Below are 24275 nucleotides of genomic sequence, written 5' to 3'. Positions count from 1 at the left end.
GCGCCGGTGCCACGATGAAGCATGACCGGATACTTGCACGACGCGCCGCAGATCCTCGACGCCGACGCGTCGTGGGACCTCGTGGAGGGGACCCACGTCGCACGCCTCGCCGTGAGCGTGCGGGGCGAGCCGGACATCTACCCCGTCACCGTGCGGGCGCACGAGCGCACGCTCGCGTTCCGCACGGTCCCGGGCACGAAGCTCGCGACGCTCGCGATCAACGAGCGGGTCGCCCTGGAGTGGGACCACGTCGACGACGACGGGGCGTGGAGCGTCGTCGCGCGCGGCACCGCCCACCGCCTGCGCACCGAGCATGAGGTGGATCCCGTCCGGGAGGGTGCGGACCCGCTCGTCCCGACCGTCGACGTCCCGACCGAGGAGTGGGTCGTGGTCGAGGCCCACGAGCTCACCGGGCGACGCTTCGCGCGCGCGGAGCCGTAGACCCCCCGACGCACGACGTCCGGCCGCCCCGCAGGGGACGACCGGACGTCGGAGGTGGCGCTCAGCCGGACTTGCGGCGGAACGTGCGCTGGACCGGTCCGACGGTCTCCGAGCCGTGCACGGAGCCCGTGTTCGACTCGCCGTCCGCCGTGCGGTGGCGCGCGGCGTTCTTCCGGTCGAGCGCCTCCCGGAACTTCGCCTTGGCCTCCTCGGTCGGTGCGGTCTCTGCAGCGGGTCGCTGCGGGTCGGACGCCATGGCGGTCTCCTCGTCGACGGGGAACTCGGTGGGGTACTGCGGTCGGCCCGACGCTGCGGGCACCCCGCCAGCGTCCCCCACCGGGCGGTCCGACGCCACCTGATTTGTCCGCTCGGCCCGGCCGTCCCGGCCCTGCGGGCGGTGGCGCAGGCGAACGCGCTGCGAGCGCCCTCGACCGCGCGGCGAACGCCGTCGGGTAGCGTCGGGACGTGTCGCCCGATCCCACGCCGCAGGCCTCCCCCGCTCCTCCCCACGCCACAGGCGCTCCCGCGCCGGCGCGCGCCGAGCTCCCGCACCGCACGCTCGGCCGGAGCGGCCTGCGCCTGCCGGAGGTCGCGCTCGGGCTCTGGCAGAACTTCGGCGTCGCCGACCCCTTCTCGACGCAGCGCGAGATCGTGCTGCACGCCGTCGACCGTGGCGTGACGCACCTCGACCTCGCGAACAACTACGGACCGCCCGGGGGTGCTGCGGAGGAGTCGCTGGGCCGGCTGCTCGCGCGCGAGCTCCGACCCGTGCGTGACGAGCTGGTCGTGACCACCAAGGCGGGCTACCGCATGGGACCCGGCCCCTACGGCGAGGGCGGGTCCCGGAAGTACCTGCTCTCGTCCCTCGACGCGTCGCTGCGCCGGCTCGGGCTCGACCAGGTCGACATCTTCTACTCGCACCGCTACGACCCGTCCACCCCGCTCGAGGAGACCATCGGTGCGCTGGCGACGGCGGTCCGGTCGGGGCGCGCCCGCTACGCCGGCATCTCGTCGTACTCCGCCCGGCGCACGCGTGAGGCCCTGCGGGTCGCGGCCGACGTCGGGGTCGAGCTCGTCGTCACGCAGGTCTCCTACTCCATGCTCAACCGGTGGATCGAGGCGCCCGACCCGCACGACGAGGCGGGGGCCACCGTGCTCGACGTCGCGGGCGACGAAGGGCTCGGCGTCGTCGCGTTCTCCCCGCTCGCCCAGGGCATGCTCACGGACCGCTACCTCCACGGGGTCCCGGACGGGTCGCGCGCGGCGCGCGGCGGGCCGCTGCGCCCGACGTTCCTCTCGGAGGAGAACCTCGACCGCGTGCGCCACCTCGACGAGCTCGCGCGCGCCCACGGGCGGACGCTCGCGTCCACGGCGATCCGCTGGGCGCTGCGCGACGAGCGCGTCACGTCGGTCCTGCTCGGCGCGAGCTCGACGCGCCAGCTCGACGACAACCTCGCGGCCCTCGACGCCCCCGGCCTCTCCCCCGAGGAGATCGCGGCCGTCGACGACCTCCCCGTGGACACGGGCATCAACATCTGGGCGTCGCGGTCCAGCGACCTGTAGCCGCCTCCGGCTGCGGGGCCCCGCATTCTGGGACCGGAGTCACGAGGCGCGGAATCTCGTGAGCGTCAGGCCTGGGGTGCCGCCTCGCGGTCGGTCGCGGCGTCGTCGGCGGCCTCGGGCGCCGCACGGCCCGCCGCCGCCTCGCGCTCCTCCCGGTCGACGCGCAGCGACGTGATGGCGCTCTCGAAGTCCTCGAGCGAGTCGAACGCCTGGTAGACGCTCGCGAAGCGCAGGTAGGCGACCTCGTCGAGCTCGCGCAGCGGCCCGAGGATCGCGAGGCCGATCTCGTAGGCGTCGAGCTCGGCGCTCCCGCTCGCGCGGATGGTCTCCTCGACGCGCTGCGCGAGGACGGCGAGGTCGTCCTCGTTCACCGGGCGCCCCTGGCAAGCCTTGCGGACGCCGTTGACGATCTTCTCGCGCGAGAAGGGCTCGGTCACCCCGGACCGCTTGACCACGGACAGGCTGGCGGTCTCGATCGTGGTGAAGCGGCGGTTGCACTCCGGGCACTGGCGTCGCCGGCGGATGGAGGCACCGTCGTCGGACGTGCGGGAGTCGACGACGCGGGAGTCCGCGTGACGGCAGAACGGGCAGTGCATGGCGGGGCTCCTCCGCGGGTCGCGCCGACAGGTCGGCGCGACGAACGTATGTCGTCGCGGGCGCGCGGTGCAACACGCCGACGGCGCACCCGACCGTGGACGGCAGAACGGGGGCGGTCGAAGTCGACCGCCCCCGTCGGGACGCCCCCGTCCCCATCTCGCGCGCGACTCGCCTCGCGCGCGGCGACGTGCACAGGAGTCGCGGTTGTCCGCACACTCCTCGCCTCGTCCGCCCAGCCCCCCAGCCGGCGTGTGAGGTGACACTAACTTAGGCGGACCTAACGGAGCGGCGCAACCCTCGGTCGCGACCTGTCGCGCGTCGGCACCGTGTGCTGCGTCACAGGACCTGGGCCACGGCCGAGCGCCGCGTCACCGCTCGGCGACCGGGAGCAGGATCGTCTGGCCGGCCTGCACGCCCGACGACGACAGGCCGTTCAGCTCGACGAGCCCGCTGACCACCTCACGGAGATCCTCGCCCGGGGCCGCGACTCCCTGGGCAAGCTCCCACAGGGTCTCCCCCGTGCTCACGACGTGGACCCGGACCTCGACCGGCTCCCCGGGCCCGCCCGCGACGGCCAGGCCGACGCGCGCCGCGAGGACGAGCACGACGGCCACGAGGAGCACGAGGACCGCACGGCCGCGTCGCGTGAGCCGCAGCGGTGCCTGCGGGCGCACGCCTCGCTCCGCCGCAACGCCCCGCCCGAGCGCGGGCGGCGCTGCCGTCGCCATCGCCACCGTGTCCATGTCCCCTCCGTCCCGGCCCGCGAGCCCGATCGCCTTCCCCGGTCGATCGGACCCGCGTGCCCGTCTCATCTCCACGCCGACCCGCTGCGGTCGAACACCTGTACGTAGAACATCTGTACGAAGGTCTATCACGAACGACCGACAGAGTCGAGACATGCTCGAACAGGTGTTTGATTCGTGTCGCATCCTCCCCTAGCCTGGGCTCAGGTCGGTTCGCCGGACATGTCCGCTCGGACCCGGAGGGGCGACCGAGCTCCCGGGGCGCACGCTCCGGGGAGGGGAGGCCGCAGGCCCGGCTGGCGCCGGCGGCACGCGACGGACGAGGGCGGAGCGACCATGGCGGGACGAGGCACGGACAGGGCACGGGGGCTCGCCGAGGTGCGCGAGCTGCCGGACGGGTCGGCAGGGGGTGACGGGCTCACCCCGCGCCAGCGGCTCGTGCTCGAGACCATCCGCGCGTGCGTCGAGCAGCGCGGCTACCCGCCGAGCATGCGCGAGATCGGCGAGGCCGTCGGGCTCACGAGCCCGTCCTCCGTCAAGCACCAGCTCACCACGCTCGAGCGCAAGGGGTTCCTGCGGCGCGACCCGAACCGTCCGCGCGCCATCGAGGTGGTCCAGCCCGACGACGCCCGCCGCGCGACCCCGCTCGCGCCAGCTGGCACGGCCCCCGAGCCGGCGTACGACGAGGCCCACCCCGCGCCGTCGTACGTCCCCGTCGTCGGCCGTATCGCCGCCGGTGGCCCGATCCTCGCGGAGCAGGTCGTGGAGGACGTCTTCCCGCTGCCGCGCCAGCTCGTCGGCGAGGGAGAGCTCTTCCTCCTGCGCGTGCAGGGCGACTCGATGATCGACGCCGCGATCTGCGACGGCGACTGGGTCGTCGTGCGGCGCCAGCCGGTCGCGGAGAACGGCGAGATCGTGGCCGCGATGATCGACGGCGAGGCCACCGTGAAGAGCCTGCGGCGCGCCGACGGCCACGTCTGGCTCATGCCGCACAACGCCGCGTACGACCCGATCCCCGGCGACGACGCCCAGGTGCTGGGGCGCGTCGTCTCCGTCCTGCGCAGCCTCTGAACGGTCCCCGAGCGGCTCCGGGCGCCCCTGCGGGCAGGCTCCGGACAGCACGAGAGCCGGGCGGTCCCTCGACCGCCCGGCTCTCGTCGTGCCAGGCCCGACGAGCCCGTGGGCTCAGAGCCCGAAGCGTCGCGCGACCGCGCGCAGCGACTCCGCGGACGAGCGCAGGCCCGCGAGCTCGTCGTCCGCGAGCGGGACCTCGACGCGCTCCGTCGCGCCCCGGCGGTCGACGAGCGTCGGGAGCGACAGGCAGACGTCCTCGAGCCCGTAGATGCCGTCGAGGAGCGTCGACACGGGCAGCACCCGGTGCTCGTCGGCGAGCACCGCCTCGATGATCCGGGTGCCCGCGAGCCCGACCGCGTAGTTGGTCGCGCCCTTGCCCTCGATGATCCGGTAGGCCGACTGCACGACCTCCCGCGCGATCTCGTCGCGCACGTCGCCCGTGAGCGGTCCCCGACCGCCGATGCCCTGCCACTCGAGCAGCGGCGCACCGCCGATCGTCGCGGAGCTCCAGAGCGGGATCTCGCTGTCGCCGTGCTCCCCCGCGATGTACGCGTGCACGTTCTGCACCGCGACGCCGCAGTGCTGCGCCACGAGGAACCGCAGCCGCGAGGAGTCGAGCACGGTGCCGCTGCCGAAGAGCTGGGTCGGGGGCAGCCCCGAGAACTTGAGCGCCGCGTACGTGACGATGTCGACCGGGTTGGTCACCATGACGTAGACGGCATCCGGGGCGACCTCCACGAGGCCCGGGAGGATCGTCCGCATGAGCCCGATCGTGCCCTCGGCGAGGTCGAGACGCGTCTGGCCCGGCTTCTGCTTGGCGCCGGCCGTGACCACGACGACGTCGGCGCCCGCGCACACCGCGACGTCGTCGGACCCCTCGACGCGCGCCATGGGCATGAACTGGATGCCGTGCTGGAGGTCGAGGACCTCGGCCTCGACCTTCGCGCGGTTGACGTCGAGGAGCGCCACCGTGCGCGCCGCGCCGCGCATGAGCGCGGCGTAGGCCAGCGTCGAGCCGACGGCACCGGCGCCGACGATCGCGAGCTTCGTGGTCCGCGCTCCCCCTCCCGGACCGCCCGTGGTCGCGTCGCCGGTGCCCTGCGGTGACGTGCTCGTCATGTCGCCTCCGTGAAGTCGCTGGAAAGGGCTCAGCCTAGGGCGGCGAGGCGGCGGAGCGCAGCGGTGGCCACGTCGCGGTCGGTCGTCTGCCAGAACCCTGGCATGGACCGCGTGAGGAACGACCCGTAGCGCGCCGTCACGAGCCGCGGGTCCAGGACCGCGACGACCCCGCGGTCGGCCGTGGACCGCACGAGCCGCCCGGCACCCTGGGCGAGCAGGAGGGCCGCGTGCGTCGCGGAGACCTGCATGAACCCGTTGCCACCCGCGGCCTCGACGGCGCGAGCCCGCGCCGACTTCACCGGGTCGTCCGGGCGCGGGAACGGGATGCGGTCGATGAGCACGAGCTGGCACGACGGCCCAGGCACGTCCACGCCCTGCCACAGCGACAGCGTGCCGAACAAGCACGTCGCCGGGTCCTCGGCGAACTCCCGCACGAGGGTCGGCAGCTGGTCGTCGCCCTGGCACAGGACCGGCACGTCCAGCCGCTCGCGCATCGCCTCCGCCGCGGCCACCGCGGCGCGCCGCGAGGAGAACAGGCCGAGGGTCCGACCGCCGGCGGCCTCGACGAGCGCCGCGATCTCGTCGAGCTGGTGCTCGGTCGACGCCTCGCGGCCGGGCGTCGGCAGGCGCTTCGCGACGTAGAGGATGCCCTGGCGCGGGTAGTCGAACGGGCTCCCGACGTCGAGCCCGCGCCAGCGCGGCGCGTCGCCGTCGCCCGCGTCCGCGGCTCCGCCCGTCGCCGCGGGGCCGAGCCCGAAGGTGCGCGCGACGGCGTCGAAGCTCCCGCCGAGCGCGAGCGTCGCGGACGTGAAGACGCCGGTGCGCTCCGCGAGCAGGTGGGTCCGGATGAGGCCCGCCACGCCGAGCGGGGCGGCGTGCAGGCGGCTCGCGCCGTCGCCGAAGCGGTCGCCGGACCAGCCGCCCTCCCCGGGCCGCGAGCACCACAGCACGTCGTGGCCCGTGGGGTCGGCCGCCATGCGCTCGGCGACCTCGAAGAGCTGCAGCATCGTCGACTGCGCCATCTTCAGGCCCGTGTCCGGCTGGGCCGGCTTGGTCACGCCGGTCTCGGGCTTGAGCGTGGAGAGCACCTCGCGCGCGGCGTCCCGGACCGCCGCGACGGCCGAGCGCGCGGCGTCGGGCAGGCCGTCCGGGAAGCGCTCGGCGGGCAGCGACCCGACGACCGTGCCGAACGCCGCGGACGCGGCGTCGAGCGCGTCCGTCGTGACCCCGCCGTGGCGGCGCGCGAGGCGCGCCGCGCCCTCGATCGCCGGGACCGACAGGTCCACCGTCGCGGCGGCCGTGACGCGGTCGGCGAGCTCGTGCGCCTCGTCGACGACGAGGACGTCGTGCTCGGGCAGCACCCCGGGCGACCCCATGGCCGCGATGCCGAGCATCGCGTGGTTCGTCACGACGACGTCGGCCTCGCGCGCCGCGGCGCGCGCCCGCTCGGGGAAGCACTCGGCGAGCAGCGGGCAGCGCTGGCCCAGGCACTCGAGCGCCGTGACGGAGACCTGCCGCCAGGCCTTGTCGCTCACGCCGGGGACGAGGTCGTCCCGGTCGCCCGTGGGCGTCTCGTCCGCCCACTCCCGCAGGCGCACGACCTGCTCGCCGAGGGCCGCCATGCTCGTCCCTCCGCGCGCGGCGGGGTGGTCGGCGGCGCCCGCCGCCTCGCCGGGGAGGTCGAAGAGCGTGGGCTCGTCCGCGGGGTAGCCGCCCGCGATCTTGTGGACGCACAGGTAGTTGTGCCAGCCCTTGAGGAGCGCGATCGACGCGGGCCGCGGGAGGCGGTCCGCGACGGCGTCGGCCACGAGCGGGAGGTCCCGCGTGATGACCTGGCGCTGGAGGGCGAGGGTCGCCGTCGAGACGACGACGCGCTCGTCGGTCGCGACCGCGTGGCGCACGGCCGGCACGAGGTACCCGAGCGACTTCCCCGTCCCGGTCCCGGCCTGGACCACGAGGTGCTCGGAGCCCTCGATGGCGTCCGTGACGGCACGCGCCATGGTCCGCTGGCCGTCGCGCCGCGCGCCGCCCAGGCGCGTGACCGCGAGGTCGAGGAGCTCCTCGACGGCGGGCACGTCGCCGGACGCCGACGCAGCCGCGTCCGCCCCGGCCCGGCCCGTCGCCTCCGTGTCCGGACGGTCGGGCACGGGTGCGGTTCGGGTGGAGGGGGGCACGCGACGAGTCTACGGTCGGGCGCCCACGCCGCGGGCGAGGGCTGTGGACGCGGCGAAGACGGGACGACCCCGCGCGGCGCAGGCCGCACGGGGTCGTCCACGAGGTCGGACGGCAGGTCCGCGCGAGGTCGGGCCGCCCGGTCCGCCGGCGGTCCCGGCGGGAGGAGCTCAGCTCGCCGCGGAGGCTCCGACGAGCTCCGTCGCGAGCGCCTGGGCGACGCGGCCGCGCAGGAGCGTGCCCTCGGGCGTGTGCTCCTCGTGGTCGATCTCGCCCTCGGTGTGCACGCGGTGCACGAGGTCGCCCCGGTGGTACGGCACGACGACGTCGATCTCCACGTCCGGACGCGGGAGCTCGTGCGCGATGAGCTCGCGCAGGTGCTCGATCCCCTCGCCCGTGTGCGCCGACACGACGACCGTGCGGCGTTCGCGCAGCCGGATGCGCGCGATCGTCTCCGGGTCGGCGAGGTCCGCCTTGTTGAGCACGATCACCTCGGGCACGTCCTCCACGCCCGGGATGTCGGCCAGCACGTGGCGCACCGCCGCGATCTGGCCCTCCGGGTCCGGGTGCGAGGCGTCCACCACGTGCAGCAGCAGGTCGGCGTCGCCGACCTCCTCGAGCGTCGAGCGGAACGCCTCGACGAGCTGGTGCGGCAGCGCGCGCACGAACCCGACGGTGTCGGCGAGCGTGTAGACCCGGCCGTCCTCGGTGCGCGTGCGGCGCACCGTGGGGTCGAGCGTCGCGAACAGCGCGTTCTCGACGAGCACGCCCGCGCCGGTGATGGCGTTGAGCAGGCTCGACTTGCCCGCGTTCGTGTAGCCCGCGATCGCGACGGACGGCACGGCGTGCCGCTTGCGCGACGCACGCTTCGTCTCGCGCCCCGGGGCCATCGCCTGGATCTCGCGGCGCAGCTTGGCCATGCGGTTGCGGATGCGCCGGCGGTCCAGCTCGATCTTCGTCTCACCGGGACCGCGCGACCCCATGCCAGCGCCGGCGCCGCCGACCTGGCCACCGGCCTGGCGGGACATCGACTCGCCCCAGCCGCGCAGGCGCGGGAGGAGGTACTCGAGCTGGGCGAGCTCGACCTGCGCCTTGCCCTCCCGCGACTTGGCGTGCTGGGCGAAGATGTCGAGGATCAGGGCGGTCCGGTCGATCACCTTGACCTTGACGATGTCCTCGAGCGCGCGCCGCTGGGAGGGAGCGAGCTCGCCGTCGATCACGACCGTGTCCGCGCCGCTGGCGGCGACGACGTCGGCGAGCTGCGCGGCCTTGCCGGAGCCCAGGTACGTGCCCGGGTCGGGCTTCGCGCGGCGCTGGATCACGCCGTCGAGCACCTGCGAGCCCGCGGTCTCCGCGAGGGCGGCGAGCTCGCGCAGCGAGATCTCGGCCTCCTCGGCGGACGTGGGCGCGCCGTCCTCGCGCGGGTCGGAGCCGGGGCTCCAGAGCCCGACGAGCACGACCTTCTCGAGGCGCAGCTGCCGGTACTCGACCTCGGTGACGTCCTCGAGCTCGGTCGACAGGCCGACGACGCGGCGCAGCGCGCTGCGCTCCTCGAGCTCGAGCTGCTCGCCGTCGTGCTCCGTGTGGACCGTGCCGCCCTCGGCGCGTGCCGTCCCGGCCCGAGCGAGCACCCGCGCCACGACGTCGCTCGCGATGTCCCGCGTCGCGCCGGTCGGCTCGTCCTGAGCCGAGGTGGGGTTCGGAGTGTTCGCAGGGGTTGGGCTCATGTGCCGCCTTCCGTCGGTGGTGGGCGCTCGTGCGTCCGGGTGTGACAACAAGCGTGGCACGCGAAATCGTCCCGAGGCCAGCGGTTAAGCGCACGACGAGCGGCCCGGGCGCGCCGCGCCGCCTCCCGACTGGGCGCGCCCGCGTAGGATCGGCCGACGTGACCGAGGACCAGGACCCCGCCGTCGACGCCGCGCCCGACGGCGCGGCGGACCACTACTTCACCGCCCGGCCCGCGTCCGCCGCCGAGCGCCGCACGATCTCCGTGCGGCTCGCGGGCCGGGACGTCGAGGTCGAGGTCGCCTCGGGCGTCTTCTCCCCCGGCCGGCTGGACCTCGGCACGCAGGTGCTCCTGCGCACCACCCCGCCGCTCGACGACGTCCTCGCGGCCCGGCCCGACGACGGACCCGCCCACGTCCTCGACCTCGGCTGCGGCTGGGGCCCGGTCGCCCTGACGATGGCCCTGGAGGCGCCGGAGGCGACCGTGTGGGCCGTCGACGTCAACGAGCGCGCGCTCGACCTCGTGCGCCGCAACGCGCAGCGGCTCGGGCTGGACAACGTCCGGGCCGTCCTCCCGGACGACGTGCCCGACGACGTCGCGCTCGCCGCGCTGTGGTCGAACCCGCCGATCCGGGTCGGCAAGGACGTCCTGCACGGGATGCTCCTGCACTGGCTGCCCCGGCTCGCGCCGGGCGCGAGCGCGCACCTCGTGGTGCAGCGCAACCTGGGCTCGGACTCTCTCCAGCGCTGGCTCGCCGAGGCGCTGCCCCCGCTCCTGCCGGGCGCGGTCGTCGAGCGCGCCGCGAGCGCGAAGGGGTTCCGCGTCCTCGAGGTCGTCGCGCCACGCTGAGCCGTCGGTCAGACCGGCGCGCGGTCGCCCTCGGACGCCGCCGCGACCGGCTCGGCGGGCTGGGCGGTCACAGGCCCGTCCGCGCCGTGGTGCGCGTCGTCGTCCGCCGGGCGCGGCGTCGCCGGGACGAGCGCGGCGAGGTCGATCTCCCCCGCGTGGACGAGCACCGCGGGACCTGCGAGCTCGACGCGGCCGCCCGGGAGCGCCCGCACGCGCACCGTGCCGCCCGGGACGTCGACGAGGTAGGTGTCCGGCGCGTCGGGACCGCCCCACACGCGGACCGCGAGCGCCGCCGCGCACGCGCCCGTGCCGCACGACGGCGTCTCCCCGACGCCGCGCTCGTGCACGCGCATGCGCACGTGCCCGACGACGGTGCCGTCGTCCGCGGTCGTCTCGCCGAGGGGCACCACGAGCTCGACGTTCGTCCCGTGGGACGGGTGCGGCTCGACGACGGGCGCCTCGGTGAGGTCGGCGCGCTCGAGCACGTCCTCGCGCGCGACGGCGAGGACGGTGTGGGGGTTGCCGAGGTCGACGCTGAGCGCCGGGCGCGGGACCTCCCAGCCCCGCACGACGACGGTCGCGTCGTAGCCGTCCTGGAGCGCGGGGCGCCCGCCGGGGAGGAACCACGGGCCCATGTCGACGGCGAACCAGCCGTCGTCCTCCTTGCGCACGCGCTTGACGCCCGCGCGCGTGCCGACCGGGACCTCGGTGCCCCCCGCGAAGCTCACGAGCCCGAGGCGCTCGGCGAAGGCCGCGAAGACGCGGACCCCGTTGCCGCACATCTCGGCGACCGAGCCGTCAGCGTTGCGGTAGTCCATGAACCAGATGGCGTGCGGGTCCTCCGCGAGCACGTCGCGCGACTCCGGGACGAGAGCGGTCGGCACGAGGCGGATGACGCCGTCCCCCCCGACGCCGCCGCGGCGGTCGGCGAGCGCGCGCACGAGCTCGGGCGTGAGGTCGAGCTCGCCCTTCGTGTCGGCGAGGAGCACGAAGTCGTTGCGGGTCCCGTGGCCCTTGGTGAAGCGGGTGCGCGTCATGAGCCCAGACTACGGCGCACGGGCGCGCCGCCGTCCGCCTCGTCCGGCCCGACGGCGGTGCCCGGCACGGTCGCGGGCTCGTGCCCGTCCGTGCCCTGCGGGGCAGCGCGCTCGTCCGCCGCGGCGACGAGCGCGAGAGCGTCCTCGACGCGCGTCGACGACTGCGCGTCGAGCCACCCGACGCGCGGGTCCCGGCCGAACCAGCCCATCTGCTTGCGCGCGAGGCGCCGCGTGTTCGCGGTGACGGCCTCGCGCGCGGCGTCCTGCGTGGTCTCGCCGTGGAGCGCGGCGAGCACCTCCGCGTAGCCGACGGCGCGACGGGCCGTGCGGCCCATGCCGTGCGCCTCGACGCGGCGCACCTCGGCCACGAGGCCCTGCTCCCACATCCGCCCGACGCGGACGGCGACCCGCGCGTCGAGCACGGCCCGGTCGCAGTCGAGGCCGATCTGCACGGTCGGGCGGACGTAGACCTGGCGCGGGAGGTTCGCCGTGAACGGCTCGCCGGTGAGCTCCATGACCTCGAGCGCCCGGACGAGCCGGCGGGTGTTGGCCGGGCCGATGCTCGCGGCCGCCGCGGGGTCGCGCCGGAGGAGCTCGTCGTGCAGCGCGCGCGGGCCCTGCTCCTCCGCGCGCGCCTCGAGCGCCGCCCGCACGGCGGGGTCCGTGCCCGGGAACCGCATGTCGTCGAGGAGGGCGCGGACGTACAGCCCGCTGCCGCCCACGACGACGGCACGCGCGCCCCGCGCGGCGATCTCGTCGAGCACGCGGCGGGCCTCGGTCTGGTAGCGGGCCACGGACGCGTCCTCGGCGGGGTCGAGCACGTCGAGGAGGTGGTGGCGCACGCCGCGGCGCTCGGCGACGGGGACCTTCGCGGTCCCGACGTCCATGCCGCGGTAGAGCTGGTAGGCGTCGGCGTTGACGATCTCCGCGGGCGCCCCGGGGACGGACAGGCGCTCGGCGAGGTCGAGAGCGAGGTCGGACTTCCCCGTGGCCGTCGGGCCGACGACGGCGACGACGACGCTCGGGCCGGGCCGGGGCGGGCCGGCGGGGTCGTGCTGGGTTTTCACCCGCGCAACGGTACCGTCCGGGCGGCCGACGGCCCGAGGGGTGTGGGCGGGGATGCGTAGTGTGTCCGTGGTCGGTCCGCCCTCGCGCGTACCGCCGCGTACGACCTCAGCACGACGACCTCTCAGACGACAAGGACTCGAGAACATGGGTTTCTTCACCAAGCCGGACGCCGCACCGACGAGCCAGAACGCGCCGCTGACGCGCGAGCGCGTCGAGGCGTTCCTCACGAGCCGCGAGTGGCGGTACTTCGTCGACTCGGACGGGGACCTGGGCGGCAACTGGGACGGGAAGGTGTTCTTCTTCTTCCTCATGGGTGAGAAGCAGGAGATCCTGCAGGTCCGCGGCCGGTGGAACCGGACCCTCCCGGCGTCGGCCGAGGCGCAGGTCGCGCTCGTCGCCAACGAGTTCAACCGCGACAAGATCTGGCCGAAGGTCTACGCGCGCGTCGAGGACGACCAGCTCGCGGTCTACACCGAGGTGGCGACGGACCTGGAGTTCGGCGTCGCGGACGACCAGCTCGGCCAGCTCATCGAGTGCGGCCTGTTCACGGGCCTGCAGTTCTTCGACGCGCTCGACGCCCGCTTCCCCGACACGGCCGCGCAGACCGTGGCCGAGGGCGGCGCCGACGTCGACGCGCGGTGACCGGCACGCACGAGACCACCGCGGGCCGCACCGCCCCGGGCGGCGGCACCCCGGGCGAGGCGACGACGGCCTTCCAGGTCGACCTGCGGGGCGTCGTCGACCTCCTGGCCCGGCACCTGTACTCGAGCCCGCGCGTCTACCTGCGCGAGCTGCTGCAGAACGGCGTCGACGCGATCACCGCGCGCGCCGGGCTCGAGGGACCGCAGGCGCCGGCGCGGATCCTGCTCCGTCCGCTGCCCGACGGCGGCCTGGAGGTGCACGACTCGGGTGTCGGCCTCACGCGGGACGAGGCGCAGGAGCTGCTCGCGACCATCGGGCGCAGCTCCAAGCGCGACGTCGAGCTCGGGACGGGTCGCGAGGAGTTCCTCGGTCAGTTCGGCATCGGGCTCCTGTCCGCGTTCATGGTCGCCGACGAGATCGAGCTCGTCTCGCGCTCCGCGCGCCCCACGGCGGCGGGCGACGCGCCCGTCCCCGTGCGCTGGCGCGGCCGCGCCGACGGCCGGTACGAGCTCGTCGAGCTCGCGCCGGACGACCCGGCGGCACCCGCCGAGCCCGGGAGCGTCGTCCGGCTGCACCCGCGGCGGGACACCGAGCACTGGCTCGCCCCGGAGTCGGTGGTCGCGCTCGCCCAGGACTTCGGCTCGCTCCTGCCGGTCGAGCTGCTCGTCGAGACGCCTCTCGACGGCGGGCCCGGCGAGGGCCGCGACGACGGCGCGGGGGGCGGCGCCCCGGTCGCGGTGCGCCGGCTCAGCGGGGAGGACCTGCCGTGGCGCGCTGCGCACGCGACGCCCGCGGCCCGCGACGCCGCGCTCGCCGGCTACGCCGAGCGCACGCTCGGCTTCACCCCCCTCGCACGGATCGACCTCGACCTGCCGCTCGCCGGCCTGACGGGCGTCGCGTACGTGCTCCCGGCCGCGGTCGCGCCGACCACGACGTCGCGGCACCGGGTCTACCTCAAGCGCATGCTCCTGGGCAGCGCGGTCGACGACCTGCTGCCCCCCTGGGCGTTCTTCGTGCGGTGCGTGCTGGACGCGTCCGTGCTGCGCCCGACGGCGTCGCGCGAGGGGCTGTACGAGGACGAGGTCCTGCTCGCGACCCGCGACGCGCTCGGGGCGCAGGTGCGCCGGTGGCTGCTGGAGACGCTCGCGACGGACTCTGTCCTCGCGCGGCGCTTCCTCGAGACCCACCACCTCGCCGTGCGCGCGCTCGCGCTCACCGACGACGAGATGCTCGACGTCGCCGCGCGCGTGCTGCCCTTCGAGACGACGGCCGGGACCACGACGCTGGCGGACCTCGCGACGGACCACCCCGACGGGCGCCTGCTGTACACGGCGAGCGTCGAGGAGTTCCGGCGCATCGCGCCCGTCGCGGCGGCGCAGGGGCTCGCGGTCGTCAACGGCGGCTACGTCTACGACGCCGACCTGCTCGAGCGCGTCGCGGCGCGGTTCCCGCAGTGGCGGCTGTCGCCCGTGTCGGCTGCGGACGTCGCGCACGTCCTCACGGAGGTCGAGCCGCTGCGCGAGCTCGAGGTCGCCGACGCGCTCGCGTCGGTCGACGCCGCGCTCGCCGAGCAGGACTGCGACGTCGTGCTGCGCCGGTACGAGCCCGACGCCCTCCCGGCCATGCTCCTGCACGACCGCGAGAGCGACCACGCGCGCGAGGCTGCCCGCGTCGCGGAGACGGACGACCTGTGGGGCGAGATCCTCGCGGGCCTCAGCGCCCCGGCCCGCCCCCGCCGCCTGGTCCTCAACGACGCCAACGCCACGGTGCGCGACCTGCTCGCGAGCCCCGACGCGCAGGTGCGCGCCGCGGGTGCCCGCTCCCTCTACGTCACGGCGGTGCTCGCGTCCGGCAAGGCGCTCCAGCCCGTCGAGGCGACCCTCATGAACGACTCCCTGTCGCTCCTGCTCGCCCGCGCCCTCGCGGCCGGGCAGGACCCCGCCACGGAACCCGATCCCCCTGCCGACGAGGAGAACCGATGACCCGGTCCGTGGACCAGGTGAACGCCGCCCTGTACGACGTCCGCCGCATGCCCTACGGCCTCGCGCGCTCCACGGCCGCCGCGGCCGAGCTCGAGCGCGTCGAGGCCGAGGGCCCCGACGCGGCGCGCGCCTACGCGCTGTTCGTCCTCGTCGAGTCGTACGTGTGGGGCGGCGAGGTGACCAAGGCGTACCTCCCGTTCACCAAGATGCTGCGCTGGTGGGACGAGCACCCCGAGCACTTCGACGCCGAGGACACGCACTCGCTGTTCTGGTCGTTCAAGTGGATGGTCGGGCACCTCATGGAGTTCCCCGACGTCCCCGCCGCGCAGATCGAGCGCACGCTCGACGACATGGCGCACCGGTACGCGCTCGCGGGCAACGGCACCAACGCGGTCGCCCTGGAGCGCTTCGAGTGGGCGCGCGAGCGTGGCGGTGCGGACGTCGAGGACGCGTACCGCGCGTGGGTCGCGACCCCGCGCGACGACTACTCGCAGTGCGAGGCGTGCGAGCCGGGCGACCGCGCGGCGTACCTCTTCGAGACGGGCCGCCACGACGAGGGCATCCGGCTGCTCGAGGGCGTGCTCCAGGGATCGCCGTCGTGCGCCACCGAGCCCGGCGACATGCTGTCCCACCTCCAGCTCGCGTACGTCGAGGTCGGCGACGCGGAGGCCGCTGCGCGCACTCACCGCCGCGGGCTGCGCCACCTCGACACCGGGGTGACGATGACGGGCCCGAAGGGTCGTCACGTGGAGTTCCTCGCCCGGACGGGCAACGCGTCGCGCGCGCTGCGCCTGCTCGTGGAGCACCAGGCGTTCCTCACGGAGGCGGACTCGCCGGGCGACCGGCTCGGCTTCCTCACGAGCGTGAGCGTCGCGACGGGCGTCCTGCGGGCCGACCACGGCGACACCGCGCTCGCCCTGCGGGACGTTCCCGCCACGACGCTCGCCGAGCTCGACGCGTGGGTGCGCGGTGAGGCTGCCGCCCTCGCGCAGTCCTTCGACGCACGCAACGGCACGACGGCGGCGTCCGAGCGGCTGCGCGCCGCGTGGGAGCGCGGCGCGCGCACGCTCCCCGTCGACCTGGCGGTGCTCTCCCTGGACGCCCCGCCTGCGTCGCCGCGGCCCGTCGCCGGGGCCGATGGCGCGCCGAGCGGTCCGTCGGACCTCCCCGCCGGGCTCGCGCCGGAGGAGTCCGCGGTCACCGGCGGAGCCCCGGCGGAGGGCACCGACGAGCCCACCGACGCCGACGGCCTGCTCGCGCTCGCCGACGACGTCGCGGGTGACGACCCGGTCCGGGCGGCACGCCTCCTGCGTCGCGCGTCGTCGCACCTGGAGAGCTCCGGCCACCTCGACCGCGCCGGCTTCGCGCTCGCCGAGGCGGCGCAGCTCGCCGCGCTCGAGGGCGACGACGAGGGCGCCGCGCCCGCGTTCCTGCACGCGCTCGCGCTCCTGCGGGCCGGTGGTGTCGCGCCCCGGTTCGTCGGGCAGGTCGTGCGCGCCTACGCGCGGCTCGAGGCCGGGCGGGGCGACGTGACCGCCGCCCTGGCCCAGGTCGAGCGCACGCTCGACGACCTGTCCGCAGCGGGCGAGGGCACCGACGTCGCACCGGCGCCGCGGGCCGCCGAGCTCGTCGAGCGCGACGCGGCGGCCGACGCGCGCGAGCGTCGCGACCTCGACGACACGCGTGCCCGCCTCCTCGCGACCGCGGGCGACCTCGACGCGGCTGCGACGCTCGCGGAGTCGGTCGCCGAGGAGTTCGCCCGTGCGGGGGACGTCCGCGACGCGGCGCACGCCTTCTGGCTCGCGGGGCGCTCGCGCTACGCGGCGGGGAAGGACACGGACGCGGTGGAGCTGCTCGAGTCGGCCATGGAGGGCTTCGCGATCGTCCACGACGCGGAGTCGCGCGCGATGGTCGGCAACGAGATGGTCGCGGCGCTGCGCCGCCTCGGGCGCGACGACGAGGCGGCCGCCGTCGGGACGGGCCTCAGCGGCTGACGACGGGCCCCGCCGGGCGGGCGGCGGCTGCGGGGGCGCGGACCTCGTACCGCCGGACCGCCACGGCGGGGTCCGGCTCGTCGGCCGTTGCGACCGGCGCGGCCTCGGCGCCCGCCGCGGCGACGAACCCGTCGAGCACGGCCTGCGGCAGGGGCGCACGCGGGTCGTGCACGACGACGAGCCGCGCCCCCTCCCGGGCGAGCTCCGCACCGAGCTCTCGGGCTGCGTCCAGGGCGGTCTCCGTCGCCGCACCCGCCTCCGTGCTCGTCCCCGAGCTCGTCTCCGTACTCGTCTCCGTGCCCGTGCCTGCCGCCGGCCGCGTCGCCGCGCCACCGAGCTCGACGACGTCGACGGGACCGGTCCAGCCCGCACCGGCGAGCGCGAGGAGCGCCACGGAGGCGGCCGTCCCGGCGACGGGTCGGTCGAGCGGTCGCGTGGCGGCCGCCCACGCGGGATCGATCCACCGGTCGGCGACGCCCGCCGCGGCGAGCGAGGCCCGGGCAGGGCCGCGCGTTCCCTCCACGCCCGGGGCGACCACGACCACGGCCGGCGCCGCCGCCACACCGAGCCGGTCCGCCACGAGGTCGGCGAGCGCCGCCAGTGCGGCGTCGCGCACCGGTCCGAGGACCGAGGCGGCGCCGGCCGCTCCCGGGACGAGCAGGACGGTTCCGGGGAGCACGACGGCGCGGACGGTCACCGTCCCACCGTAGTGGTGCCCGCTCCCCCGCCGTCGCCGCGGCCTCCCGACCGGCCCGCGATGCGGCGTCCGCGGGCGCGCGCGAGTACGGTAGGGAGGTGAGGTTCTTCGGGGCGCGGGACGACGACGACCGGCGGGACGGGAATCCCGGCGGGGCGCAGGACGGGGGCCGGTCCGGCGCGGCCCGGCCGGCGGACGACCTGCAGTCGCAGGTCGAGGACCTGCTGGCACGCGAGCTGGGTCAGGTCGCGACCGACGTCCTGCGGCCTCCCACACCGCTCACGCTCTCGCGGGTCGTCGAGTGGATCACCGACAGCGGGTACAGCTACTTCGTCGACTCCGACGGCGACGTCGGCGGGCTGTGGCACGGCCGCCTGTTCTACTTCCTGCTCTTCGGCAACGACGACGAGATCCTCCAGGTGCGCGGCCAGTGGAACCGCGACCTCGCGCTCGAGCGCCTCGAGGAGATCCTCGAGTTCTGCAACGAGTGGAACGCCGACCGGATCTGGCCCAAGACGTACACGCGCGTCCGCGACAACGGGATGATCCAGGTCTTCACCGAGGTCACGGTCGACCTCGAGCACGGCGTGACGGACGACCAGCTCGACCAGCTCCTCCAGTGCGGTCTGAGCACGGGGTCGATGTTCTTCGACGCGCTCGACGAGTTCTACCCCGACCCCGCGAGGCAGGCGCCATGACGCAGGCCCGCACCAACTGGTTCACGCGTCTGTTCGGCAACCGTCGGCCCAAGGCGCCGGACTCGCTGCCCCGCGAGGAGGAGCTGCCCCGCGCGCTGTCGATGGCGCGCATCGGCGACCATCTGACGCGCCGCGGCTACCACTTCCGCGTGGACGACGACGGCGACATCACGGGTACGTGGGACGGGCACCGCTTCTGGTTCCTGCTGCTCGGCGACCGGTCGGAGATCCTCCAGGTCCGCGGTCGCTGGTCGACGACGCTCCCCGTCGAGTCGCGCCTCGTCACGCTCCAGACCGTCAACGACTGGAACCGCGAGCGCATCTGGCCCAAGGTCTACGTGCGCGAGGAGGGCGGACGGCTCGCGCTCTACGCCGAGGTCTCCGTCGACCTCGAGCACGGCGCGACCGACGACCAGCTCGCCCAGACCGTCTCGTGCGGGCTGGGTACGGCCGTGCAGCTCTTCCACGCCATCGGCGCCCAGCTCCCGCCGGGGACCCTGGACGACTGACGTCCTGGCGCCGTCGTGCGCGCCCGCCGTCGGGGTCCTGGACCCCGCCGCTCAGGCGCGGAGCGTCGGGAGCCCCAGGACGACCGGGCCGGACGGCGCGCCGCCGCCGTGGCCGTGGTCGTCGTCGCCCCCGCCCAGGCGGGCGCGCTCGCGCCGCGCCCACGCGTCGCCGGAGCGGGTGCGGCGCACGGCGAACGTGCCGCCCGCGAGCGCCGAGTCCGCGATGAGGTGGTGCGGTGCGGAGCGGGTGACCTCGACCGTGACGACGTCGCCGGGACGCGGCAGGCGGACGTCGAGGTCGTCCGCGAGGCGCGGGTCGACGGACCCGGGCGTACCGGTCCCGTCGGTCGGGGCGTCGTCGGGCGCCCCGGCCACGACGGCCGCGGGGAGCGCGAGGTGGACGAGGCGGTTGTCGGGGGCGCGACCGGTGACGCGGTGCGTCGCGCCGTCCTTGCGCCCTGCGCCCTCGCCGACGAGGACGTCGATCGTCCGGCCCACCTGGCGTGCGGACTCTTCGCCGGCGATCCGCTCCTGAAGCGCCTGGAGCCGCTCGAAGCGCTCCTGGACGACCTCCTTGGGGAGCTGGCCGTCCATCGTCGCGGCGGGCGTCCCGGGGCGCGGGGAGTACTGGAAGATGAACGCGGAGGAGAAGCGCGACGCCTCGACGACCCGCATCGTCTCCGCGAAGTCCTCCTCGGTCTCGCCCGGGAAGCCCACGATGATGTCGGTGGTGATCGCGGCGTCGGGCATGACGGCCCGGACGCGGTCGAGGATCCCGAGGAACCGCTCGGATCGGTAGGAGCGGCGCATCGCACGCAGCACGCGGTCGGAGCCCGACTGGAGCGGCATGTGGAGCTGGGGCATGACGTTCGGCGTCTCGGCCATGGCCGCGATGACGTCGTCGGTGAACGCGGCCGGGTGCGGCGACGTGAACCGCACGCGCTCGAGCCCGTCGATCGTCCCGCACGCGCGCAGGAGCTTGGCGAAGGCGCCGCGGTCGCCGAACTCGACGCCGTAGCTGTTGACGTTCTGGCCGAGCAGCGTCACCTCGATGGCACCGGCCTCGACGAGCGCGCCCACCTCGGCGAGGACCTCGCCCGGACGGCGGTCGCGCTCCTTGCCGCGCAGGTGCGGCACGATGCAGAACGTGCACGTGTTGTTGCAGCCGACGCTGATGGACACCCACCCCGCGTAGACCGACTCGCGCTTCGTCGGCAGCGTCGAGGGGAACACCTGCAGCGACTCGGCGATCTCGACCTGCGCCGCCTCGTTGTGGCGCGCGCGCTCGAGCAGGACGGGCAGGGCGTCGAGGTTGTGGGTGCCGAACACGACGTCGACCCAGGGGGCCTTCTCGACGATGGTGCCGCGGTCCTTCTGCGCGAGGCAGCCGCCGACGGCGATCTGCATGCCGGGTCGCGCGGCCTTCACCGAGGCGAGCTGGCCGAGGTTGCCGTAGAGGCGGGTCGCGGCGTTCTCGCGCACGGCGCACGTGTTGATGACGACGACGTCGGCGCGGTTCGCGGCCTCGTCCTGCGCGCTCGCCCGCGTGTAGCCCGCCTGCTCGAGCATCCCCGCCATGTGCTCGGAGTCGTGGACGTTCATCTGGCACCCGAGGGTGCGCACGACGTAGGTGCGGGGGTGCGCGTCGTCGGCTGGCGCAGCGGCGGTGGCGTGCGGTGCGGGGGCGGCCGGGACGGGGGCGGGGGCGATCGTGGACATCACCGTCCAGGGTACGGCTCCGGGTGCCGTGTTACTGAACTGTTGCCCGGTTGTTGCCGGGTGAGGTGGCACCGTGCAACAGAAGGGACATAGTGTCCAGGAATGGCCGACGAAACCCCTTCGCCGTCCGACGCGCAGCGCAGCGCTCAGGACGCTCAGCCCCTCCCCGCCGAGCAGGTCCTCGGTGAGCCGCTCGTCGAACTGCGCGACGTGAACAAGCACTTCGGCGAGCTGCATGTTCTGCGCGACATCAACCTCACGGTCCGGCGCGGCGAGGTGCTCGTCGTCATCGGGCCCTCCGGCTCGGGCAAGTCGACCCTGTGCCGGGCGATCAACCGGCTCGAGACGATCGACTCGGGCGAGATCCTCGTCGACGGCGAACCGCTCCCCCAGGAGGGCAAGGCGCTCGCGCGGCTGCGCTCCGACGTCGGCATGGTCTTCCAGTCCTTCAACCTCTTCGCGCACAAGACGATCCTCGACAACGTGACGCTCGGGCCCGTCAAGGTGCGGCGCGAGCGGAGCAAGGACGCGAAGGAGCGTGCCCTGGCCCTCCTCGACCGGGTCGGCGTGAAGAACCAGGCGCAGAAGATGCCGGCGCAGCTCTCGGGCGGCCAGCAGCAGCGCGTCGCCATCGCCCGGGCCCTCGCGATGAAGCCCAAGGTCATGCTCTTCGACGAGCCCACGTCGGCGCTCGACCCCGAGATGATCAACGAGGTCCTGGACGTCATGGTCTCCCTCGCCAGGGAGGGCATGACGATGATCGTCGTCACCCACGAGATGGGCTTCGCCCGGAAGGCCGCGAACCGCTTGGTCTTCATGGCGGACGGCCAGATCGTCGAGGAGGCGCACCCCGAGGAGTTCTTCACCGCGCCGAAGAGCGAGCGGGCCAAGGACTTCCTCTCCAAGATCCTCACGCACTGAGGTCCCGGGCCCTCACCACGCACCGACCACCACGGACCGGACCGCCCGGCCCCCCACACCCGGCCGACCGACGAGGCACACCGTCGTCGGACGACCACCACTCACGAAGGGTAGGAACGATGCGCACACGACACGCAGGTGCTGCCGTGCTGGCCGCTCTCACCGCGCTCACGCTCGCAGCGTGCAGCAGCGGCGACGTCGGCGACGACAGCACGACCACGGACCCCGAGCAGTCCGCCGGGGGCAGCGGCGACGGCGGCGGCGAGACGGTCAAGATCGGCATCAAGTTCGACCAGCCCGGCCTGGGGTTCCAGGACGGGTCGTCGTACACGGGGTTCGACGTCGACGTCGCCACCTACGTGGCGGGCGAGCTCGGCTTCTCCGAGGACCAGATCGAGTGGGTCGAGGCCCCGTCCGCGCAGCGCGAGACGATGCTGCAGACCGGGCAGGTCGACATGATCTTCGCGACGTACTCCATCACGGACACGCGCAAGGAGACCGTCGCGTTCGCGGGGCCGTACTTCGTCGCCGGTCAGGACCTGCTCGTCGCCGAGGACAACACCGACATCACCGGCCCGGAGTCGCTCGAGGGCAAGAACCTCTGCTCCGTCACGGGCTCGACGTCGGCGCAGCGCATCAAGGACGAGTACGCCGCGGGCGTGCAGCTCCTCGAGCGCCCCGGGTACGCCGAGTGCGTCACCGCGCTCACGGCCGGCCAGGTCGACGCCGTCACGACTGACGACATCATCCTCGCGGGCCTCGCGGCGCAGCCGCAGAACCAGGGCAAGGTGAAGGTGGTCGGGGCGCCGTTCTCGACCGAGCGCTACGGCGTCGGCCTGCCCCAGGACAACGACGTCTGCGAGGACGTCAACGCCGCGATCGAGAAGATGATCGAGGACGGTTCCTGGGAGGAGTTCGTCAGCAAGAACACCGAGGGCACCGGGTACACGCCGAACGCGAGCGAGAACCCGCCGACGGTCGACCCCTGCGCCTGACCTCTCTGCCGGGGAGTGGAGCGCGGCGTGCCGCGCTCCGCTCCCCGGCCTCGTCCGGTCGGTCCACGACCACGCCCTCCCGGAGGATGACCAACCGTGGGTGACTACCTCTCCCAGTTCACCGAGCTCCTCAGCACCTACGACGTGCTCGGCGCGTTCTGGGTGAACATCCAGCTGACGTTCTGGGCTGCGATCTTCTCCCTGATCCTCGGCACGGCGCTCGCGCTCATGCGGATCTCCCCCGTCTCGAGCCTGCGGTGGGCCGGCTCGACCTACGTGAACCTCCTGCGCAACACGCCGCTGACGATCATCATGACGTTCATGGTCCTCGCGGTGTGGACCCAGCTGCAGATCAGCCTGTCCCCCGACTTCCCGACGAACTTCTTCCGGTTCGCGGTCATCGGCCTGACCGTCTACCACGCCGCCTTCGTGTGCGAGGCGATCCGCTCGGGCGTCAACACGGTGCCGATCGGCCAGGCCGAGGCGGCGCGGGCGATCGGCCTGTCCTTCGCTCCCGCCGCGCGCCTCGTCATCCTCCCGCAGGCGTTCCGCGGCGCCATCGCCCCCCTCGGCAACACCCTCATCGCGCTGCTGAAGAACTCCACCGTGGCGGCCGCCGCGAGCGTCACGACGGAGACGTCGAGCCTCATGCGCACGATGATCGAGTTCAACTCGAACTACATCTACGCGATCTTCCTCACCTTCGCGATCGGCTACGTGATCCTCGTCATCCCGATCGGCCTGCTCACCACCTCGCTCTCGACCCGATTGGCGGTCCGCCGATGAGCGCCCCGCGTCAGTCCGTCCTCTTCGACGCCCCGGGGCCCCGGGCCCGGCGCGCGATCGCCGTCGGCAACGTGATCGGCGCCGTGATCGTGATCGGGATCGCCGTGCTCGTGCTGCTGGAGCTCGGACGCAAGGGCCAGCTCTCGTGGGAGCAGTGGGGTCCTGTCTTCACCGCCAACGCGTGGGAGAACTTCTTCCTGCCGGGCCTCCAGAACACGCTGCGCGCCGCCGGGTTCGCGATCGTCGGTGCCGTGATCTTCGGGCTGGTCTTCGGCTCCGGCCGGCTCTCGCACGTGCGCGCGCTGCGCTGGGCGTGCGGTGTCGTCGTCGAGTTCTTCCGCGCCGTGCCGGTGCTCCTCATGATGATCTTCTTCTGGCTCCTGCTGGGGCTGCAGAAGGTCCCGGACGCCCCGTTCCTCGCGGTCGTGATCTCCCTCGTGCTCTACAACGGCTCGGTGATCGCCGAGCTCGTCCGGTCCGGCGTCGGCAACCTGCCGAAGGGCCAGGGAGAGGCCGGCGTGGCGATCGGCCTGACGCGCGGGCAGACCCTGCGGTCGATCCAGCTCCCGCAGGCGCTCATCGCGATGCTGCCCGCGCTCGTGTCCCAGCTCGTCGTCGTGCTCAAGGACACCGCGCTCGGGCAGATCATCACGTACCCCGAGCTGCTGCGGGCCGCGCAGATCCTCGGCACGGCCTTCGGCAACACCCTGCAGACCCTCACGGTCGCCGCGGTCATCTTCATCGTCATCAACTACGCCCTGACCGCCCTGGCCCAGTGGCTCTCACGCTTCCTCAGCGGGCGCACCGCGGGCGCCACGGCTGCAGGACCGGGCATCGGCAACCCGACAGCCGTCGCGGGCGGTCCCGCGGACGAGGCGCCGGCCGTGTCCACCGCGCGCTGACGCACCCGTCGCCCGCCCGGTCAGTGGCGGGCGGCGGGCCG

General features: G+C 74.5%; 23 protein-coding genes. 13 read left to right on the top strand and 10 right to left on the bottom strand.

Annotated elements, in window-relative coordinates:
* Window positions 1–21 precede the first annotated feature (21 nt).
* Window positions 22–441: a pyridoxamine 5'-phosphate oxidase family protein gene (locus BXA05_RS17950; RefSeq protein ID WP_021482810.1), complete on the top strand. Its 420-nt coding sequence runs from the start codon at window positions 22–24 to the stop codon at window positions 439–441.
* A gap of 61 nt (window positions 442–502) precedes the next feature.
* On the opposite strand, the gene BXA05_RS17945 is transcribed toward BXA05_RS17950, so the two are convergent.
* Entirely contained in the window at window positions 503–760 is a 258-nt protein-coding gene (locus BXA05_RS17945; RefSeq protein WP_308200584.1) for a DUF5302 domain-containing protein, read from the bottom strand.
* Window positions 761–906: 146 nt separating this feature from the next.
* On the opposite strand from BXA05_RS17945, the gene BXA05_RS17940 reads away from it, so the two are divergent.
* Complete coding sequence (locus BXA05_RS17940; RefSeq protein WP_076406528.1) at window positions 907–2004, top strand: aldo/keto reductase; 1098 nt, start codon at window positions 907–909, stop codon at window positions 2002–2004.
* 65 nt (window positions 2005–2069) lie between these two features.
* On the opposite strand, the gene nrdR is transcribed toward BXA05_RS17940, so the two are convergent.
* Both nrdR and BXA05_RS17930 read right to left on the bottom strand, forming a co-directional pair.
* Window positions 2070–2600, bottom strand: coding sequence for a transcriptional regulator NrdR (gene nrdR / locus BXA05_RS17935; protein ID WP_076406527.1), 531 nt, complete (start codon window positions 2598–2600; stop codon window positions 2070–2072).
* 369 nt (window positions 2601–2969) lie between these two features.
* Window positions 2970–3344: a LysM peptidoglycan-binding domain-containing protein gene (locus tag BXA05_RS17930; RefSeq protein ID WP_076406525.1), complete on the bottom strand. Its 375-nt coding sequence runs from the start codon at window positions 3342–3344 to the stop codon at window positions 2970–2972.
* A gap of 336 nt (window positions 3345–3680) precedes the next feature.
* On the opposite strand from BXA05_RS17930, the gene lexA reads away from it, so the two are divergent.
* On the top strand, window positions 3681–4415 hold the full coding sequence (gene lexA / locus BXA05_RS17925) for a transcriptional repressor LexA (protein ID WP_031315073.1): 735 nt from the start codon (window positions 3681–3683) through the stop codon (window positions 4413–4415).
* A gap of 114 nt (window positions 4416–4529) precedes the next feature.
* On the opposite strand, the gene BXA05_RS17920 is transcribed toward lexA, so the two are convergent.
* The 3 genes from BXA05_RS17920 to hflX form a co-directional block, all read right to left on the bottom strand.
* Window positions 4530–5537: an L-lactate dehydrogenase gene (locus BXA05_RS17920; protein ID WP_021479748.1), complete on the bottom strand. Its 1008-nt coding sequence runs from the start codon at window positions 5535–5537 to the stop codon at window positions 4530–4532.
* Between the two features lie 29 nt (window positions 5538–5566).
* On the bottom strand, window positions 5567–7711 hold the full coding sequence (locus tag BXA05_RS17915; RefSeq protein WP_425291928.1) for an ATP-dependent DNA helicase: 2145 nt from the start codon (window positions 7709–7711) through the stop codon (window positions 5567–5569).
* Window positions 7712–7879: 168 nt separating this feature from the next.
* Window positions 7880–9436, bottom strand: coding sequence for a GTPase HflX (hflX, locus tag BXA05_RS17910; RefSeq protein ID WP_061267572.1), 1557 nt, complete (start codon window positions 9434–9436; stop codon window positions 7880–7882).
* 158 nt (window positions 9437–9594) lie between these two features.
* On the opposite strand from hflX, the gene BXA05_RS17905 reads away from it, so the two are divergent.
* Window positions 9595–10284, top strand: a complete 690-nt coding sequence (locus tag BXA05_RS17905; protein ID WP_076406521.1) for a class I SAM-dependent methyltransferase — start codon at window positions 9595–9597, stop codon at window positions 10282–10284.
* 8 nt (window positions 10285–10292) lie between these two features.
* Here BXA05_RS17905 and dapF read toward each other — a convergent pair whose 3' ends face one another.
* Window positions 10293–11321 (bottom strand): diaminopimelate epimerase, encoded by a 1029-nt coding sequence (dapF, locus tag BXA05_RS17900; RefSeq protein WP_083712010.1) that lies wholly within the window; start codon window positions 11319–11321, stop codon window positions 10293–10295.
* Window positions 11318–12388, bottom strand: a complete 1071-nt coding sequence (gene miaA / locus BXA05_RS17895) for a tRNA (adenosine(37)-N6)-dimethylallyltransferase MiaA (RefSeq protein ID WP_244550510.1) — start codon at window positions 12386–12388, stop codon at window positions 11318–11320. The genes dapF and miaA overlap by 4 nt, the downstream gene beginning before the upstream one ends.
* Before the next feature lie 145 nt (window positions 12389–12533).
* Between miaA and BXA05_RS17890 the strand changes: the two genes are divergently transcribed.
* Genes BXA05_RS17890 through BXA05_RS17880 form a run of 3 tightly spaced genes read left to right on the top strand, consistent with a single transcriptional unit; the run spans window position 12534 to window position 17007 of the window.
* On the top strand, window positions 12534–13031 hold the full coding sequence (locus BXA05_RS17890) for a type III secretion system chaperone family protein (protein WP_021483506.1): 498 nt from the start codon (window positions 12534–12536) through the stop codon (window positions 13029–13031).
* Window positions 13028–15013, top strand: coding sequence for an HSP90 family protein (locus BXA05_RS17885; RefSeq protein ID WP_076406520.1), 1986 nt, complete (start codon window positions 13028–13030; stop codon window positions 15011–15013). The genes BXA05_RS17890 and BXA05_RS17885 overlap by 4 nt, the downstream gene beginning before the upstream one ends.
* On the top strand, window positions 15010–17007 hold the full coding sequence (locus BXA05_RS17880; protein WP_076406518.1) for a hypothetical protein: 1998 nt from the start codon (window positions 15010–15012) through the stop codon (window positions 17005–17007). The genes BXA05_RS17885 and BXA05_RS17880 overlap by 4 nt, the downstream gene beginning before the upstream one ends.
* Here BXA05_RS17880 and BXA05_RS17875 read toward each other — a convergent pair.
* A complete protein-coding gene (locus BXA05_RS17875; RefSeq protein ID WP_076406516.1) occupies window positions 16997–17704 on the bottom strand; it encodes a hypothetical protein in 708 nt (235 codons plus the stop codon). The genes BXA05_RS17880 and BXA05_RS17875 overlap by 11 nt on opposite strands.
* A gap of 98 nt (window positions 17705–17802) precedes the next feature.
* Between BXA05_RS17875 and BXA05_RS17870 the strand changes: the two genes are divergently transcribed.
* Both BXA05_RS17870 and BXA05_RS17865 read left to right on the top strand, forming a co-directional pair.
* Window positions 17803–18402, top strand: coding sequence for a type III secretion system chaperone family protein (locus BXA05_RS17870; protein WP_081599986.1), 600 nt, complete (start codon window positions 17803–17805; stop codon window positions 18400–18402).
* Window positions 18399–18911, top strand: a complete 513-nt coding sequence (locus BXA05_RS17865) for a type III secretion system chaperone family protein (RefSeq protein WP_021483660.1) — start codon at window positions 18399–18401, stop codon at window positions 18909–18911. The genes BXA05_RS17870 and BXA05_RS17865 overlap by 4 nt, the downstream gene beginning before the upstream one ends.
* A 51-nt stretch (window positions 18912–18962) precedes the next feature.
* On the opposite strand, the gene miaB is transcribed toward BXA05_RS17865, so the two are convergent.
* The gene (gene miaB, locus BXA05_RS17860) at window positions 18963–20630 is read right to left on the bottom strand and encodes a tRNA (N6-isopentenyl adenosine(37)-C2)-methylthiotransferase MiaB (RefSeq protein ID WP_076406514.1); all 1668 of its coding nucleotides are present in this window, start codon (window positions 20628–20630) and stop codon (window positions 18963–18965) included.
* Window positions 20631–20732: 102 nt separating this feature from the next.
* Between miaB and BXA05_RS17855 the strand changes: the two genes are divergently transcribed.
* From BXA05_RS17855 to BXA05_RS17840, 4 genes are all read left to right on the top strand, one after another.
* Window positions 20733–21551, top strand: a complete 819-nt coding sequence (locus tag BXA05_RS17855) for an amino acid ABC transporter ATP-binding protein (RefSeq protein WP_083712008.1) — start codon at window positions 20733–20735, stop codon at window positions 21549–21551.
* 119 nt (window positions 21552–21670) lie between these two features.
* On the top strand, window positions 21671–22546 hold the full coding sequence (locus BXA05_RS17850; protein ID WP_021482423.1) for a glutamate ABC transporter substrate-binding protein: 876 nt from the start codon (window positions 21671–21673) through the stop codon (window positions 22544–22546).
* Window positions 22547–22642: 96 nt separating this feature from the next.
* Window positions 22643–23332 (top strand): amino acid ABC transporter permease, encoded by a 690-nt coding sequence (locus BXA05_RS17845; RefSeq protein WP_021482422.1) that lies wholly within the window; start codon window positions 22643–22645, stop codon window positions 23330–23332.
* On the top strand, window positions 23329–24234 hold the full coding sequence (locus BXA05_RS17840) for an amino acid ABC transporter permease (RefSeq protein ID WP_076406512.1): 906 nt from the start codon (window positions 23329–23331) through the stop codon (window positions 24232–24234). Before BXA05_RS17845 ends, BXA05_RS17840 begins: the two co-directional genes overlap by 4 nt.
* Window positions 24235–24275: the final 41 nt, after the last annotated feature.

The sequence above is a fragment of the Cellulosimicrobium funkei genome (assembly GCF_900155925.1).
GTDB lineage: Bacteria > Actinomycetota > Actinomycetes > Actinomycetales > Cellulomonadaceae > Cellulosimicrobium > Cellulosimicrobium funkei.
This window is presented reverse-complemented; position numbering and strand designations above follow the sequence as displayed.

What these genes read in the sequence shown, in the direction of transcription:
- BXA05_RS17950 (WP_021482810.1), top strand. Translation starts at nt 22, where the DNA reads ATGACCGGATACTTGCACGACGCGCCGCAGATCCTCGACGCCGACGCG.
- nrdR (WP_076406527.1), bottom strand. Translation starts at nt 2,600, where the DNA reads ATGCACTGCCCGTTCTGCCGTCACGCGGACTCCCGCGTCGTCGACTCC.
- BXA05_RS17930 (WP_076406525.1), bottom strand. Translation starts at nt 3,344, where the DNA reads ATGGACACGGTGGCGATGGCGACGGCAGCGCCGCCCGCGCTCGGGCGG.
- lexA (WP_031315073.1), top strand. Translation starts at nt 3,681, where the DNA reads ATGGCGGGACGAGGCACGGACAGGGCACGGGGGCTCGCCGAGGTGCGC.
- BXA05_RS17920 (WP_021479748.1), bottom strand. Translation starts at nt 5,537, where the DNA reads ATGACGAGCACGTCACCGCAGGGCACCGGCGACGCGACCACGGGCGGT.
- hflX (WP_061267572.1), bottom strand. Translation starts at nt 9,436, where the DNA reads ATGAGCCCAACCCCTGCGAACACTCCGAACCCCACCTCGGCTCAGGAC.
- dapF (WP_083712010.1), bottom strand. Translation starts at nt 11,321, where the DNA reads ATGACGCGCACCCGCTTCACCAAGGGCCACGGGACCCGCAACGACTTC.
- BXA05_RS17890 (WP_021483506.1), top strand. Translation starts at nt 12,534, where the DNA reads ATGGGTTTCTTCACCAAGCCGGACGCCGCACCGACGAGCCAGAACGCG.
- BXA05_RS17880 (WP_076406518.1), top strand. Translation starts at nt 15,010, where the DNA reads ATGACCCGGTCCGTGGACCAGGTGAACGCCGCCCTGTACGACGTCCGC.
- BXA05_RS17865 (WP_021483660.1), top strand. Translation starts at nt 18,399, where the DNA reads ATGACGCAGGCCCGCACCAACTGGTTCACGCGTCTGTTCGGCAACCGT.
- miaB (WP_076406514.1), bottom strand. Translation starts at nt 20,630, where the DNA reads ATGTCCACGATCGCCCCCGCCCCCGTCCCGGCCGCCCCCGCACCGCAC.
- BXA05_RS17855 (WP_083712008.1), top strand. Translation starts at nt 20,733, where the DNA reads ATGGCCGACGAAACCCCTTCGCCGTCCGACGCGCAGCGCAGCGCTCAG.
- BXA05_RS17850 (WP_021482423.1), top strand. Translation starts at nt 21,671, where the DNA reads ATGCGCACACGACACGCAGGTGCTGCCGTGCTGGCCGCTCTCACCGCG.
- BXA05_RS17840 (WP_076406512.1), top strand. Translation starts at nt 23,329, where the DNA reads ATGAGCGCCCCGCGTCAGTCCGTCCTCTTCGACGCCCCGGGGCCCCGG.